The sequence below is a fragment of the Petrotoga sibirica DSM 13575 genome (genome assembly GCF_002924625.1).
GTDB classification, from domain to species: Bacteria; Thermotogota; Thermotogae; order Petrotogales; family Petrotogaceae; genus Petrotoga; species Petrotoga sibirica.
This window is the reverse complement of sequence record NZ_JAHC01000016.1, coordinates 222278-238169: the sequence shown is the minus strand read 5'-3', so window position 1 is coordinate 238169 and position 15892 is coordinate 222278. Positions and strand designations below refer to the sequence as shown.

The following is a 15892-nucleotide window of genomic DNA, read 5'->3' as shown; positions in this document are numbered from 1 at the left end:
TGTAATTTACAATTCTTTTATTTTTATCTGGTTTATCACTTTCTAAGTAATGAATAACATAATTCAAAATCGGTCTTATGAACTGTCCTTTATTCACAATTTCAACCAATAGTTTAATGTTCATTTATATACCTCTTTTTCCTTTACCCAATAGCAACAAAAATATAAAATAAAATTTACTTCAAAAACCCTTTCTTTGGAATGTTAATAACTCTTGAAGCTTTTATATTTTATTCTAGAGTTTATTATATCATAACCCTCTTATAATAACCAAAAGAAAGACAAAGGCATCATATCCGATAAAAAACATCGTAAATAATTTTAACATAAGTTTTTTTGACCGATCTCTGTAATACTTTATAAATACATATTTGAAGACAATTAAAAAACCACTTGAAAACCATATGGGAAAGTGTATGATTAAAGTGAAGGGTTGGATTATTTGAGATATTAGTTTTAAATTAAAAGAATAATTCAAGGGGGTGAAAGAGGATGAAGAAATTTGGTGTTGTTTTGTTAATCACTGGTCTGCTATTGAGTGGTATTTTTGTTTTTGGAGGAGATGATAAAGATACAGTTCGGACAAACGGAGTAAAACCCGAGATGGTTGTAAGTGTTGTGGAAGAAGTAGAGTAAATGCTTGATCGAGGCCTTTACTTTATGCAAAAAACAACGCTTGGAAAAGCTTAAAAGATTTAAGGAATTATCTATATAAGTTTTTGAAGGAAAAGATTGTGAGGAGAGGAATTATTTGCCGGCAAGTAGCAAACCTGCAGGGAAAAAGGTGAAAAATAAAAATGAAAGGAGGGAAATGCGATGTTTGAACTTAACTCAAAGGCTAAAATGAATCCAGCAGGCGGATGTGGCGGTATAGGTTGTGGAGCGTGTGCTGCTCTTAGAACCTAAGATAAAAACATGAGGTCCAGGCCCATCTTTTTTATTCTAAAAATGATAAAAAGATGGGTTTGGCCCATAAAAAAAGACTTAACTATCATCTCCTGCACTTACTAAACGAAAAGTGGTTCTTTCCATCAACGATTGGCTTGATTAGCCTCTGGTAATATAATTGATGAAAATCACTTAAAAGAGGATGAAGGGAATGGAAGAAATAGTTAAGTTGTTGGATGAGAACTTAGAATACGTTAAACATGAGGTATCAGGAGATAGAATAACGATTTGGGAGAAATCAGCAAAAAAAGAAGTAATCTGTCCGTATTGTGGGAAACCATCCAAAAAAGTACATTCAAGATATGAAAGAAGCTTTCAAGATTTACCGATACAAGGTAAAAAAACAACGATAGTTGTAATAAGAAGAAAGATGTTCTGTGAAAACAAAGAGTGTAAGAAAAAGACGCTTGCTGAACCTCTTGACTTTGTGGAACCAAAATTCAAAAGAACGAAAAGGTTGGAATTGGAGAAACAAAAGATCAGGACTTTGAACAGATGGTTTTTGAAAACAAAGAGCTGGTTCCTTCTGAAAAAGAAAAGGCAAAACTTAAGTTAGCCAAAGAAGTTAGGGAATTATACAACAAAGGCTACTCAAAAAGGAAAATATCAAAATTACTGAATATACATAGAAGTACTGTGGATAAATATTTAGATAATAATTTCTCTCCCACAAACATGAACAAAGGGAAAAGACTCCCAAGTATGCTGGACTCATATAAAAGGCAAATACAAGTATTGAAAAGAAACGGAAAATCAAACAAAGAGATATTTGAAATAATAAGGGGTGAAGGTTATACAGGTAGTTATTCAAACATTGGAATATATTTAGCAAAAAGAAATTTAAAAATTGAAGAGTCAAAAGAAATAAGGATAAAAAGAAAAGATTTAATCAAATTACTGTACAAACCCATTGAAGAAGTAGAAACTATTTCAAAAGAGTTGTATGAAAAGATCATTCAAAGATACCAGGTTATTGAAAGTATAATAAGCTTAGTAAATGAATTCAAACAAATGTTGAAATCAAAGAACGTTGAAAAAATTGAAGAATGGATAGAAAAAGCAAGTAACTTAAAAATCAGAAAGATAGATAAATTTGTGAGCGGGTTAAAAAGAGATATGCAAGCAGTTAGAAATGCGATTATATATGAATACAACCATTGACTAGCAGAAGGATCTGTGAATAAACTTAAAGTTATTAAAAGGATAATGTATGGAAGAAACAAATTTGAGATGTTGAGACAGAAAGTACTTTTTCTTAAGCGTAATGGATAATTCAACAATCAGTGGAAAGAACCGGTATTCGCCGTAGCAATTCTCCCATTGAAATTAGAAAGATTCTAAAAATTAATGAAAATAGTATCGATTATTTTTGTTCTTATTATATGTAAAGGAGTGAGAAAATTGGAAAATAGTGAATTAGAGCTAGTGGTGACAAACTTTCATAAATTAAAAAAAGACCTTTTCCTTCTCACTGCAAAAAATAATAAAACAGCGGTTTTATATCATAGGCCTTCATTAAAAGCTTACTATTTAGAACAACAATATAAACAATTTTTTTCTTGTCTTCTTAATAATACAGATCCTTCCCATGTGTTTTCTTGGTTGGAGAAAAATACACAGATGTTATCGAAAATTTGGAATGAATTAGAATACTTTTTAAGATATGAGAGTATTGGTATTTCTGAAAATGTTGAAAGATTAACTTTACTTATTTCTCAGAAATGTGGGCAAAACTGCAAGTATTGTTATGCTGGTGGGGGTACGTATGCTAATCCATCTTCTATGAACTTTGATACGGTAAAAAGAGCATTGGAAGTTTTTTCTAAACTTTTCAATTATATTGAAAAAATTCAATTTTTTGGTGGAGAACCTTTATTAAATATAAATTGTATTGAAAAAATAGTCCCCTATGTCAATCATCTTTATGAGGTAGGAAGTTTAGAAAAAAGGCCTATACTGAATATTGTAACTGGTCTTGGAGTCTCAAAAAAGTTAATAGAAAAATTAAAAATGATAATACAACAATTCCCTGATTTTGAGTTTGAAATAGTAGTTAGCTTTGACGGCCCAGAAAAAATTCAAAATTATTTGAGACCTTTTAAAGGCAGATTCCCCTCTTATGAAATAGTTAAAGAAAACATGGATTACCTTCAGGAAAATGGATTATTACAATTAGTAGAAGTAACTTATACTAATTATCATGTTAAAAATGGAATAAAACCTTTTGATCTACGGTCTTTCTTTTATGAGAAATTCAAACTTGAAAACGTAATAATTGTTCCTGTTATATCAAATGATCCAACATTAGCTCTTACTAATAGAGATTTTTTTATAGCTAATGAATATCAAACTGTAATAAACCGCTATCAAAACGGGAACAAAAAAGAGATTGATTCAGTAGAACGTCTCGCGAACCAGGTATTAAATGCACCACCAACTTGCCTTTATTGTGGCAGTGGCATCACAGAATTTGTAGTTGATTCAGAAGGAGATGTTTTCCCTTGCCAATTATTGGCTAGTAACAAAAACTTTTTGGTTGGAAATGTATATGATACCAAAGAAAAATTGAGACAAAATCTGATTACTTCCAAACAAAAATATAGTAAAATATTTGATAAAAGTGAAGATAACGAATGTCAGACCTGCTTTTTACAATTTTTTTGTCGCGGTTGTCCTATTGCCCCTTATCTCTTGGGAAACAGTATGCATATACCTCATGAAAGCTGCCCTTTGTTTAAGGAAGTTGTTAAAAATTCTATTTTAATAAAAGCTGAAAAAGACTTTGTTGAATCAAATTCTTAAAAATTTCATTTATACCCACTTCAGAAATAGGCAAAAACAACGATTACCGAAAGGTGAGATAAGTTAAGGCAAGTAGAAAAAGAACTAAAATATCGGATAACTATCAAAAATGCTCTTTGAAAATCGAAATAATTCTTCAAAAAAATGAAAAGTAGTTAGAATTGAAGAATTTTTTAGAAAAAATACGCATGAAAGAAGCACGGTTGAAAACAGGCTCACGCCCACCAAGGAATAACCGTTCGTTTGGGAAGTATTGAAAAGGTCTAAAGTCTTCTAAAGAAACAAGCTAAGAAGCTGTTTCATACATAAGTGTTTTGGGAGAAGACAGTAAATCGTCTCTACCCATCTTGTGAGCTAAAAGAGCAGAAGCGATAAGGAAAAGGTTAGAAAGGTTGCATTCGAGTTGCACAGCGTTTGTATATTTCAAAGAAGTAGTACCGTTGTTGCTTTCTAACCTAGAAAAGATAGATTCAATGAGAGTACGTTTCTTGTAAATCTCTTTGAAGAAAGAAGAATCTCTGTTAAGGAAACGACGGAAATCATACTTTGAATAGTTTCTGTAACTATAACAGTTAGGTTTACCCAAAGGACAATTAGAAGGATCATCACAAACGAATTTGGTTCTATATATGTTTCTTTTACTCTCAAGGTAATGGGAATGTTTAACAAGTTTTTTACCGCATTCACCTACTAACCCTTTTTTAGAAGAACTGTGAAGGAGAATGAAAGCAATAGAACCAGTTTTCAAATGGACGTAATCGTAAAGATCGCTTGAATCATATGCGGCATCAGCTAAGAAGTTAAACCCACTAAGATCCAAGCACTTAACAACCTTTTCCAAAAGGACGAAAGCATAATTCTTGTCATAGGCAGAAGCTGGGGAAACCACGGTGAAGATAGGGACGTTGATCCCCTCTTTGATGCCTTTAATGACGGTAAAAACGATAACCTTATCCAAATAAGAAGGATCAAACTCCTTCTTAAATGAAGAGAAAGTAGCTTCAGAAGGAACGTAATTGATAATAGGATCGAAACCGATGCATTTAGCGAAGGAAGGGTTACTCTTAAGGAAGTGAATCAACTCCCTTACTGTAAATCCCTCAACTTTCTGAACGAAGATAGCTTTAAGTAAAACCCGACGGGAGTACCCTGTTCTGCCTATCTTATTATTGAAATCTGGGACAACGGACCAATCGATCATATCAATTAAATCGAGGAGAAAAGAAAATTCAGAATGTTTTTTCTCCGTGACCCCGTTCGGGGCGTTTCTTTTAGCCAGAGTAGACGAAATCGAAGTACAGTTGAGAAGAGTTACCGAATAATGACAATTGAATGACCTCCTTACGAGATAATAAAATTATGGTATCAAATAGATTATATAGTGAGGAGGTAAAAGTATAACATTGAAGGTATTAAAAGTTAGTTACAATGCATGTTTTAGAATTTCTAAAGACAGTATTTAATTTATAGGGGGAGGTAAAGGTATGGGTTTGTGCACAAGAAGGTTGATAAGATATGGTATAAAAAATTATAAAAAGTACATGATTTTCATGTTTCTCTTGGGTATTGCTACTTTGGTATTAGCAGCTTTGAGACCTTTTTTCATTCAGTATTTAATCGACGATATAATATCTTTTCAAAGAATTAACATACTGCCTTTTTTCCTTATCTTTTTAATCGGTGTAGTAGCTTTAGAAAGAGTTTTCAATTATTTTTTCAATACTTATCATCGAAAAGTAAATTTTTTCACTATTAAAAACGAGCAGATAAACCTTTATAATAAAATTCAAAACTCAAAATTTGTTGATTATTCTAAGATGGATTCTGGGGATATAATGAGTAGGTTATTGTCTGATATTGATGAAACTTCTTATACAATGGCTCTTGTATTACCAACCATGTGTTTAAACTTTTTGAATTTAGTAGTTATTTCTGCTATACTGACTTATCTGAATTGGCAATTATTTTTGATAGTACTTGCTTCTTTACCTTTCTATTGGCTTATTATCAGAAGTTCGCAAACAAAGTTGCAGAATTATTCAAAAATAGAAAGAAAATCTTTTGGAAAATTAACTTCTTCTATAAAAGAAAAGTTAGATGGTCAATTAATTATTAAAGTATTTGGGAAAACAAAATACTTTTCAAATTCATTTTCCAAGGATGCGGAAAATTGGTCTATGCAGGCGACTAAAGCAGGGATATTTCAAATAACTATTTTAAATATAGCCTTTTTTATCAGTTATGTAATTCCTGTGATTATATTAGGATTGGGAGGATTACTTGTGATAAGAGGGAACATGTCTTTGGGAACTTTAATAGCTTTTTATTCTTTTGTGCCATGGATATACGAACCCATAGGGATCATAAATGAAAATTTGGTTCAACTACAACGGGTTGAACCTCTAGCTGAAAGATTCTTTGAAATCCTCGATATGCCAGAAGAGGAAGGTGATGGTATATATCTTTTCCCTAAGGATTACAACATCGAATACAAAAACGTTTCATTCAAATACAGAGACGAGATAGTTTTGAAAAACATAAATCTCTTCTTTGGCAAAAACGAAAAGGTAGCGTTGGTAGGAACAAGTGGATCTGGCAAAAGTACTATGGTGAGTCTTCTTGTGAGATTATATGATCCCACAAACGGTAAAATACTATTAGGGAATAAAAACATAACAGATTACAAATTACAAGAAATCAGAGAAAAGATAAAGTTAGTCAGAGGTAACGAACCCTTATTCAACATGACGGTCAAAGAAAACATAATGTTGGATGATGAAATCACTGAAGAAGAATTCATGAAGGCGGTAAAGAAAGCGAAGGTAGATAAATTCATAGGGCTTTTAGATGAAGGATACGATACTGTAGTAGGAGAAAGGGGAAGTAAGCTATCAGATGGGCAAAGGCAGAGAGTAGCGATAGCAAGAGCATTGATAAGGGAACCAAAGGTATTGATACTGGATGAAGCAACGTCAGGGGTAGATTCACAGACAGAAGAAGAAATATTCGATGAATTGAAAGAGTACAAGATGACTTTGATAATAATATCCCACAGATTGTCAACGATAAGAAAGGCTAACAAAGTGATACTGTTGAAAGATGGAGAGATAAAAGGAGAAGGAGTACATGAAGAGTTATTAAAAAATGCTCCCATTTACAAAGAAATAATAGAAAGTCAGTTGGTTGTATGAAAGTTTAAATACCTACTATTTTGGTAATAGAACCTCTTGTTTTTTATAATAGGATTCACAGTTATTTTTGGTGGCAGTTATTTGACTTCAACTTTTCCTGTGACAGAAGAGTTCAATGACATACTGTTATGGATATTGTTAGGAGCAGGGGTATTTTTATTTTTCTTCACAGTAGTAGCTGGGAAAAAGATAACAAAAGAGACTGTAGTGTTAACGATTCCAGATTAAAGAGATTTAAGAATATGGCAAAGCTATTTTATCTTTCCTTATGGGTAGGTTGCTGGGCAAAGGGGAGCTATATACAAGGTTTCAGAGTTTGTAAAGTCAGTAAGAATTCATATGCAAAGAGGTAGGATAATTATGAAAAAGAAAAAACTTGAACAAAGAAAAAGCAAAGAGGAAAATAATTTTTTTGAAAGATTAAAAGACAAACTTAATAATTATAAGAAGAAGCTAAGGTATAACGCTATAACTCATAAAACGCCGTATAAGAAAAAAGGAAAAAACAAACGTGACGATGGATAATATCAGTATATCTAACAAAATAATTGTTTAGATATCATATTAAATGATAATTAATAACCATTGAAATAAGATAATGGGTGGATTGTATTCCTGTCAATAAAAAGATTATGTCTAATCCAAACAAAGTTTCAATATTCAAAGAACTATTCTTTGTTGAATTCTTCTCTTTCTTCCTCTTCAAAAACATAAAAAGAAACAGCAAAGGTTCCCTCTGTAATACTTTATCGATACATATTTGAACCCCTGAGTTTGACAGTTGAGAGATGATTTTTCAGTAAACCGAACGGAAGAAAGCGGGTTTGAGGGGATAAAACACCTATTTTTTTGAAAAAAATTTTTTTGATGTAGTGACACTTTTTTAGTTTTTAAATATATTATTCTCTTGACTTCATAATATTTCTGTGGTATAATATTAAAGACATTATGAAGTTGGGAGATGATTTGGATGTATGTTAGAACCGTAAAAAACAATCAAGGGAAAGAATACTTAAGAATAGTAGAAAGTTACCGTGAAAACGGTAAGAACAAACAAAAGATTATCGCTAATTTGGGTAGAATCGATACTATCAGTAGAAAAGAAGTGGAAAATATTGTCGATAAATTCGTACAGATATATGATATAAAAGGTTATGTGAATTTGAATAGTGTTGAGGAAGCACCTGATAAGAAGAATTACGGAATAAAGGTAATAGTGGATAAATTGTTTGAAAGGTATGAGATGGATAAGTTCTTTGAAAAGATGGATAAAAAGATAAGGTTCGATGTAGAAGATTTGCTGAAAATAATGGTTATGAACAGAATAATAGAACCGAAAAGTAAGTTGGGAATATTCAAAGAACTAGATTACTACGGCTTCAAAAGAATAGATGAGGCAGAAACAGACGAAGAAGGGATAGCTTTACAATGGATGTACAGGACGCTAGATGTGTTAGCGCAAAAGAAGGAAGAGTTAGAGAAACATCTGTACCGTCAAAGGATGAGTTTATTCAATTCTGTAGTAGATTTAGTGTTTTACGATGTAACGACATTAGCCTTTGAGACACAACAAACGAACGAGTTACTACAGATGGGGTATTCGAAAGATAAGAAGTTCAACGAATCACAGGTAGTTTTAGGGATGTCGATAGATAGGGATAGGATGCCGGTTAGTTTTGATATATATCCAGGTAACACGTTCGAAGGGCATACGTTCAAAGATACGATAGAGGTGATGAAAAAGAGATATCAGTTGGGAAAGGTAATAGTGGTTTCTGATAGAGGGATGATGAGTAGAACCAATATGGAAATAGTAGAGAATTCCGATTACGAATTCATAGTGGGTAAATCGATAAAACAGTTAAAAAAGGTGGATATATTCGATGGAGGATTCACTGAAATAGCAAAAGGGATTGAATACAGAGAAACAGAATACGAGGGTAAAAGATTACTCATAATACATTCAAAGGAAAGGGCAGAAAAAGATAGAAAAGACGAAAAATATGACGGATACTATGGAATAATAACCAACACACAGTTGAATCCAAAACAGATATTAGAGCAATACCATACCTTGTGGAAAGTGGAAGAAAGCTTCAGAACACTAAAGAATTATCTTGAGACAAGACCGATATTTCATTGGACACAGAAAAGGATAAAGGGACACATTGTGATGAGTTTCGTATCTTACATAATGCAAAGAACGCTAGAATTAGAACTAGAAAGGAACAATATAGAATACTCACACGAAAAGATAAGAGAAGCGATTAAAAACATGGAATACATAGATATTAAACCCAACGAACAGCATTTTGCCATTAGGACTAACATGAATCTTTTGGCTCAGAAGATATTGAAGATACTTAATATACCAATTCCAAAAGTAGTAACCCCATATGAGGAATTCATAGAGAAACTAAAACTACAGAACGAAAATAAGGAAATTAAAGGATTAGAAAGGAGCAAAGCGAAAACGCAAGTCTAAAACACTGATAAACAAAGGAAAAGAAAGGCATGTAGTGACACTTTTGAAAAACAGAGAAAGCAAAAAACGCTTTTTTGCAATTATTCATGCCTATTTTAGAATTCTTACGTTTTTGTAACTGTCAAACTCAGGATAATCCAAATGATGTTCCAATCACAGCATCGTTTAGCCGTTCGGTGTCAAAAAGCGTTACAATCTCAACATCTGCAGGATTTAGTCACGTAGTAGAAGCTGAAATAGGTTATTCGGAAGGGTACACAGTTACGGACACTATTGGAGGCGAAGTTACTCTCCAACCTGGTGAATGGGTTTATTGGTATGTTGATTGGTACTTGTGGTACCATTATGGAAACGCTCAATACAGGAATTTTTGGGGGAAAATAACTGATTACGGTAATTGGTCAGCATATGTTCCTAGATATCCTGTCCTAGTTCCTGATATTAATTGAACATTCTAAATAACCTAATCTTTATTAATGCAAAAGTTGCTTTTGTCGATCAAGGGAGTTTCAGTGTTGGATGAACTTTATTAAAAGGATAAAGGGGGAACATTTCCCGGGAATCTTTCCCTTCAAAAAAGTATCGGTATATTCAAAATTGAATGTAACAAACCTTTGCCAGATTGATTAATCATATAAATATTCCTAACATAAAATATTCACTTCCAAGCTAATCTAAAAAATAAAGTGAAGTATGGTATTATATAAAAGAAAAACGAAAAATATTGGTTATATTAAAAACGAACAAACATAGAATGGAGGGATTTTAATGAAAATGATTATTGAAAAGAGGATGTTGTTATTTGTTCTCTTATTCATGTTTACCGCTTTTGGTGTTAGCAGTTTATTTGCTAACGAAGCAAAGGGGGAAAAGGAAGATATGTTTATGAATATTTCCCCATCTCAAACTTTGTCTCTTACTTTAGCAGTTGATAATCCTTCCCCAATTACGGATGCATTTTCTTTTTTCGATAATAAGTTTTATGTTTACTCTGATCCGGATAACCTCCTTGTGGAAAATTTTATCGAAATCTACTCATTTATGAGACCTGAAGATTATACGACACACAGTATTGCTCACACATTTCCGAAAGAAGAATATCAAGATTACGAATTAAGTAACTTAATCTCTGTAAAATTAGGAAGAATACCAGGTGAAGGTTCAGTGTACTATGTTGGTTATTCGGAAAAAATAAAGGAAGTAGTTGTTTTCTCTTTAGAAGGTGATTTAGTCAATACAATAGACGTAGGAATTGATTCAAAAAATGACTTATTGCTTTCCTCGCCTAATAATTTTGGATATATTCAAAATGGATCTTTAAAGAAAGGAGATTTTTGGCTTATCGATAAAAAGAAAAATGAAATTATCATGATGACGATATCAGGTGAGGTTCTTTCTTCAGTTCCTGCAACAGCAGGAATAAAATATGAGGGTATAGATGCCCGACAATTTGAAGAAGTTTTAACTTTTGAAGACAGTTTATTTATTAGAGATTCTTCAAACCATATTTTTCAATACATTTACCCCCAAGGATTTTTTAAGGCGATATTTGTCGAAGAATTGAAAGATGTTGAGATTATCAGTTTTGCAATCGATTCATTAGGGAATATCTTCATACTTTATCATTCTATATCAGGCAACAAGCTCAAAATGGCTGTACTTGTTGAAGAAGATGATGGGAAATATTCAGCTAAAATATTTCACGAGGAACCATTTAGAGAGAAACCGGTAAAATTATTGGCGCACAAAGGATTTTTAATATTAGTTACTAAAGAAAACTACCAGATATATCAAACTTTACCGATAATAGAAAAACTAAAAGGTAAATAACAAAAATACAAGAAATAAAAAATAGCATGTAGTTAAGGTTGAGCAAAAAAATAAAATATGTAATTTGTATTCATATGCAACCTTTCATCAAGAAAGGAAAGGCTACATTATGAGAAGAAAAGTTATGTTTTTGATGTATATTTTGCTAAGCTTATCTCTTTTAGCTAATTCTTCTAACATCTATTGTGCGATTGAAGAACATGTTAAAGCACTAGACACTTATGACAAAAGAACCTTCAGTAACCAAGTAAATCAACTAACCATGGAAGAACAATTAATTAATTTTAATCCCATTCCATCAACAACTTTCACTTTTAATCAAAACGACTATAGTATAAATATTTCTAAGGATTTAAGAGATATCTTGTATATAGGGAAGATAAAAGAAGAAAAAGAGAAAGAAGTTATCAAGGCAAAATTTCAAGAAATAAATGTGGAACAAGAACTCATAATTTCTGTATTCTCGTCATTTTTGAATTACTTCATTCAAGGAGAAATATTAAAAAATTATCAAAATTACTATTCTTATTTTGAAGAAGAAGTTGATAAGTTAGAAAAAGATTACAAGAAAAAATTAATGAGTTATGAAGAATACCTCAGCAAAAAAGTAATGATTTCTCAATACATGGCTAACTTTGATGATATTAATAACTCCTTCGCTTTGAGTGAAAAAAGAGCAACTAATTTGAAAATTATTCCCATAGAAGCTGAAAAGTTGTCAGAATTAAACCTAGAGAATTATATACAATACTTTTTGAACTCTTACAATAATTCAATATCCATTGATTACATTGTTCAAATGATAAGAGAAATTAATGAATATTATTATATTACATTAGCGCCAAAATATTATACCAATGCTCCCAGTATATCCTCCAATTTAACTTACAGAAATTCATATACATTCGATGATCCAAATATTTCATATTCGTTAAATCTTGAAAATACTTTTAATGTGGGGGATTTCTTCTCTTTATCTCCAAATATATCTTATAACGTCTCAAATGGTTTTTCTGTTGGAATATCTTTCAAAACTATATCTACTTTCCCTCCGCAGAATAATATTGATGATTTAAGACTATTAGTGGAAGAGCAAAATAACAATCAAATAATGAATATTTATAATATTCAAAATAATATCGATAAATGGGAATCATCCGTTGAAATCTATTCTATGAATTTAGAACAATTAGAATATTTATTAACTCGTTATCCTAATGATTTAAAACTCATATCAGATTATTTAATGATTTACTCTTCTCTTCTAAATGCAAAGGGTAATTTAGCTTATTATTGTTTCCTTATGGAATGTGAAATTAATACGTTAGAAAAGAAATATAATTTAATTACTAACAAAAAAGAGGAATGAAATTAGTATCCTCTAATATATGTTTCAGATTGGAATAAGTTTAAGTGTTGCTTGCACCTTTGAACTGTATCTTATACTTGGTTGTTCTTTTCCCATCGAATATCAATCGTGATATATTTTGTGTTTTTCAGAATGAAACCATATGATTTAATCCTTTGTTCATATTCAATTTTTTCTACCAGCACTATTTGAAAGAGAATCTATACTTCTTTGGTTCTCTTTTCTTTTTTTGAATTCTTCTTAGTATCTCTTTCTTGAAGCAGATATCTCTTTTTTTAAAAGATTTTTGTTTTCGGAGAGTTTGAGGGGGGTTACCCCCTCAAAGACATCGAATTATAATCTAACCAATCTTTTTCGCGGACATGTAATATGATCTAATGCGAAAACTTGAAATACATTTTTGGTTGTGGTATAATCTTATGAAAGTGATGACCTTTGGTCATTTTTATTTTATTAGAAGGTAAAAATATGAGGGGAAATAGTTTGGAAAAGAAAAATAAAGAGGGAAAGTTGAATTTAATAATGAATGTAGCAGAAAAAATTTTTGTGGAAAAAGGTTATGAGAAAGCTACAATGACCGAAATTGCAAAGAGAGCTAATCTTGCAAAGGGGACGTTGTATTTGTACTTTTCAAGCAAAAAAGATCTATATTTTACTTCTGTTGAAAGAGCATTATCCGCTTTGCTCGCATCGATTATTAAAAAATTTTCTTCTTGTAAAAACGGTTTTGAAAAGGTTGTATCAATGGGAGAAACATACGTATCTTTCAGTCTTGAATACGTTGATTATTATAAATTGATACTGAATTATGAAACCTTGGAAGTTCATTTCGGCGATAAAGATCCTCATGTAAAGAAGGCATATGAAAAGAGTGAAGAGATTTTTCGGCTATTAGTTAGCTCCGTTGAAGAAGGAATAAAAGATGGTTCAATAGATGAAAGATTAGAACCTTTAAAGATCGCAATGGTTTTATGGAGTGAGATAACTGGAATGGTTCAGCAAGTAAGCCTTCGAGAAACGTTGTATGAAAAATGGACGGGGTTAAAACCTCTGCAAATATATGAGTATTATATAGAAGTAACAAAAAAAATGTTGGCTTCTTCTTTATAATCTTACATCTATCAAGATAGCCTTAACAAATTCATAAAATAACAGTCAGGAGGTATGTGGATGCATAAAGTCGTAATAACTGGAATGGGAACTATAAACTCGATAGCAAAAAACACAGAAGAATTTTTAGAAGGTTTAAAAGAAATGAAAAACGGTATAGATAAAATAACTCAGTTTGATACCTCAGATCATAAAGTTAAGATAGCGGCTGAAATAAAAGATTTTGATCCTCAAGAGTATATGGATAGAAAAACAGCCAAACGTTATGATAGGTTTTTGCAATTAGCTATTGCTGCCTCAGATGAAGCTATTGAAGACGCCGGGTTGTCACAAGATCAAGATTGGAGAGAAAATGCTGCGGTAATAATAGGTTCTGGAATTGGTGGTTTTAGAACGTTGTATCGCGAGTTTGGAGTCATGAACAAAAAAGGTCCAAAGTATGTTAGCCCTTTTTTAATTCCAATGATGATTGCTGATATGGCAAGTGGAGTTGTTTCTATAAGGCATAAATTAAAGGGACCAAATTTCACAACGGTTAGTGCCTGTGCTTCAGCTGTCCACTCAATAATAAGTTCTGTGATGTTGATAAGGAGTGGAGAAGTTGATGTGGCCATAACTGGAGGTTCTGAAGCGGTTATTGATCCTATGCCTATAGCGGCTTTTGCTAATATGATGGCTCTTTCTCAAAGAAATGATGAACCTAAAAAAGCATCAAGACCTTTTGATAAAGATAGAGATGGATTTGTGATGGGAGAGGGAGCTGGGATATTAGTTTTAGAATCAGAAGAACATGCAAAGGCAAGAGGAGCCAAAATTTATGGATATATAGCGGGATATGGAATGACAGGAGATGCTTACCATATTAGTCAATCTGATCCAGAAGGTGAAGGTGCTGCAAGGGCAATGAAGAACGCCCTAAAAATGGCTGAATTGGATCCTTCAGAAGTGAATCTTATAAATTGTCATGCCACAAGTACTCCTGTTGGTGATAATTCGGAGGTGAAAGCTATTAAAAAAATATTCGGTGAATTCGCTGATAAACCATATTTACAATCAACTAAAACTTTAATAGGACATACTTTGGGAGCTGCTGGTGCAATTGAATTAATAGCTTCAGTTATAGAAAGTCATAATCATTTTGTTCATGGAATGCCAAATTTAGAAGAGTCCGATGAAGAGATGAAAACACTCAATATCCCAAGAAAGACTCAAGACGCTGAAGTAAATGTAGTTTTAAAGAACTCCTTTGGTTTTGGGGGACACAATGCATCTTTAATTTTTGTTAAATCATAAAAGGGGGGTACAATTATGCCTAAAATAGGAATAGTAACCGATAATACATGTGACATCGATCCAAAGCAATTAGAAGAAATGGGGATAGGCTACGTTTCATTGTATGTAAAGTGGAAAGGTAAGTTTGAAAGGGCTGTGGACATTGATACAGACGACTTCTATGAGTTTTTAATAACATCTGACTATATACCTGCCACTTCACAACCCACGCCTCAAGATTTTGAAGAGGTCTATAAACAAATGTTGAAAGATTACGATGAGTTAATATCTGTCCATCTTTCAGGAAAACTGAGTGGAACTTATAATTCTGCTAGGATAGCTGCTAAGGAAGTAGATGAAAAAAGAATCCATATAGTAGAAAGTTATGAAGCCACATGGGGTTTGGGTTATTTAGTACTAGAATTAAAAAAACTTATAGACTCAGGAGATTATAATGTAGAAGAGTTGAAGAGTTTCGTTGAACATTTTCAAGAAAAAGTGAATGTATACTTTACCGTTGGAAGTTTAAATTATCTTGCAAAAGGTGGAAGAATAGGGAAAGCAACTGCCTTTGTGGGAAGCATGTTAAACATTAAGCCATTGTTAAAACTGGAGAATGGTGAAATACTTCCCGTTAAAAGAATCAGAGGATACAATAAAATAATTAAAGAGCTCACCTCGTTGGCAATGGAAGAAAAAGGCAAAGGAGAGTTAAAAAATATAACCGTTGAACATACGGGAAGCTTGAAATTAGGCGGCGATTTATTAGATGAATTAGTTAAATTGGGAGTTCCAAGGGAAAAGATAATCTTTGAGCCAATGGATATAATAATAGGAATGCATTTAGGACCTGATTCCGGTGGAATAGTAACCACGTGGGAGTGA

14 protein-coding genes and 1 pseudogene are annotated in these 15892 nt (G+C 32.2%); 14 read left to right on the top strand and 1 reads right to left on the bottom strand.

Going from position 1 to position 15892, the window contains the following annotated elements:
* The first annotated feature begins 492 nt into the window (after positions 1-492).
* The 4 genes from AA80_RS10005 (at position 493) to AA80_RS04695 (ending at position 3750) form a co-directional block, all read left to right on the top strand.
* Positions 493-636 (top strand): hypothetical protein, encoded by a 144-nt coding sequence (locus AA80_RS10005; protein WP_158248390.1) that lies wholly within the window; start codon positions 493-495, stop codon positions 634-636.
* Between the two features lie 463 nt (positions 637-1099).
* Positions 1100-1504: a transposase family protein gene (locus tag AA80_RS04705; protein WP_158248389.1), complete on the top strand. Its 405-nt coding sequence runs from the start codon at positions 1100-1102 to the stop codon at positions 1502-1504.
* On the top strand, positions 1444-2109 hold the full coding sequence (locus AA80_RS04700; RefSeq protein ID WP_103876660.1) for a helix-turn-helix domain-containing protein: 666 nt from the start codon (positions 1444-1446) through the stop codon (positions 2107-2109). The genes AA80_RS04705 and AA80_RS04700 overlap by 61 nt, the downstream gene beginning before the upstream one ends.
* A 240-nt stretch (positions 2110-2349) precedes the next feature.
* Positions 2350-3750 (top strand): radical SAM/SPASM domain-containing protein, encoded by a 1401-nt coding sequence (locus tag AA80_RS04695; RefSeq protein WP_166667745.1) that lies wholly within the window; start codon positions 2350-2352, stop codon positions 3748-3750.
* A 286-nt stretch (positions 3751-4036) separates the two neighbouring features.
* Here AA80_RS04695 and AA80_RS04690 read toward each other — a convergent pair whose 3' ends face one another.
* Complete coding sequence (locus tag AA80_RS04690; RefSeq protein ID WP_481859754.1) at positions 4037-5029, bottom strand: transposase; 993 nt, start codon at positions 5027-5029, stop codon at positions 4037-4039.
* Between the two features lie 205 nt (positions 5030-5234).
* Here AA80_RS04690 and AA80_RS04685 point away from each other — a divergent pair, with 205 nt between their 5' ends.
* The 10 genes and pseudogenes from AA80_RS04685 (at position 5235) to AA80_RS04650 (ending at position 15892) form a co-directional block, all read left to right on the top strand.
* Positions 5235-6941: an ABC transporter ATP-binding protein gene (locus tag AA80_RS04685; RefSeq protein WP_103876657.1), complete on the top strand. Its 1707-nt coding sequence runs from the start codon at positions 5235-5237 to the stop codon at positions 6939-6941.
* A gap of 81 nt (positions 6942-7022) precedes the next feature.
* Positions 7023-7169 (top strand): hypothetical protein, encoded by a 147-nt coding sequence (locus AA80_RS10000; protein ID WP_158248387.1) that lies wholly within the window; start codon positions 7023-7025, stop codon positions 7167-7169.
* 132 nt (positions 7170-7301) lie between these two features.
* A complete protein-coding gene (locus tag AA80_RS09995; protein ID WP_158248386.1) occupies positions 7302-7466 on the top strand; it encodes a hypothetical protein in 165 nt (54 codons plus the stop codon).
* 445 nt (positions 7467-7911) lie between these two features.
* A pseudogene (locus AA80_RS04680) lies at positions 7912-9366 on the top strand (IS1634 family transposase); the annotation flags it as partial.
* Positions 9367-9500: 134 nt separating this feature from the next.
* Positions 9501-9875: a hypothetical protein gene (locus tag AA80_RS04675; RefSeq protein WP_134079991.1), complete on the top strand. Its 375-nt coding sequence runs from the start codon at positions 9501-9503 to the stop codon at positions 9873-9875.
* A 319-nt stretch (positions 9876-10194) separates the two neighbouring features.
* On the top strand, positions 10195-11256 hold the full coding sequence (locus AA80_RS04670) for a hypothetical protein (RefSeq protein WP_103876654.1): 1062 nt from the start codon (positions 10195-10197) through the stop codon (positions 11254-11256).
* A 109-nt stretch (positions 11257-11365) separates the two neighbouring features.
* Positions 11366-12625: a hypothetical protein gene (locus AA80_RS04665; protein WP_103876653.1), complete on the top strand. Its 1260-nt coding sequence runs from the start codon at positions 11366-11368 to the stop codon at positions 12623-12625.
* 468 nt (positions 12626-13093) lie between these two features.
* A complete protein-coding gene (locus AA80_RS04660; protein WP_103876652.1) occupies positions 13094-13735 on the top strand; it encodes a TetR/AcrR family transcriptional regulator in 642 nt (213 codons plus the stop codon).
* A 60-nt stretch (positions 13736-13795) separates the two neighbouring features.
* The gene (gene fabF, locus AA80_RS04655) at positions 13796-15028 is read left to right on the top strand and encodes a beta-ketoacyl-ACP synthase II (protein ID WP_103876651.1); all 1233 of its coding nucleotides are present in this window, start codon (positions 13796-13798) and stop codon (positions 15026-15028) included.
* 15 nt (positions 15029-15043) lie between these two features.
* Positions 15044-15892 carry a DegV family protein gene (locus AA80_RS04650; RefSeq protein ID WP_103876650.1) on the top strand — a complete coding sequence of 283 codons (849 nt, stop codon included), beginning with the start codon at positions 15044-15046 and terminating at the stop codon, positions 15890-15892.

Coding starts and splice junctions, on each gene's coding strand:
- AA80_RS10005 (WP_158248390.1), top strand. CDS start 493: ATGAAGAAATTTGGTGTTGTTTTGTTAATCACTGGTCTGCTATTGAGT.
- AA80_RS04650 (WP_103876650.1), top strand. CDS start 15,044: ATGCCTAAAATAGGAATAGTAACCGATAATACATGTGACATCGATCCA.
- AA80_RS04670 (WP_103876654.1), top strand. CDS start 10,195: ATGAAAATGATTATTGAAAAGAGGATGTTGTTATTTGTTCTCTTATTC.
- AA80_RS09995 (WP_158248386.1), top strand. CDS start 7,302: ATGAAAAAGAAAAAACTTGAACAAAGAAAAAGCAAAGAGGAAAATAAT.
- AA80_RS04685 (WP_103876657.1), top strand. CDS start 5,235: ATGGGTTTGTGCACAAGAAGGTTGATAAGATATGGTATAAAAAATTAT.
- AA80_RS04665 (WP_103876653.1), top strand. CDS start 11,366: ATGAGAAGAAAAGTTATGTTTTTGATGTATATTTTGCTAAGCTTATCT.
- AA80_RS04700 (WP_103876660.1), top strand. CDS start 1,444: ATGGTTTTTGAAAACAAAGAGCTGGTTCCTTCTGAAAAAGAAAAGGCA.
- AA80_RS04660 (WP_103876652.1), top strand. CDS start 13,094: ATGAGGGGAAATAGTTTGGAAAAGAAAAATAAAGAGGGAAAGTTGAAT.
- AA80_RS04705 (WP_158248389.1), top strand. CDS start 1,100: ATGGAAGAAATAGTTAAGTTGTTGGATGAGAACTTAGAATACGTTAAA.
- fabF (WP_103876651.1), top strand. CDS start 13,796: ATGCATAAAGTCGTAATAACTGGAATGGGAACTATAAACTCGATAGCA.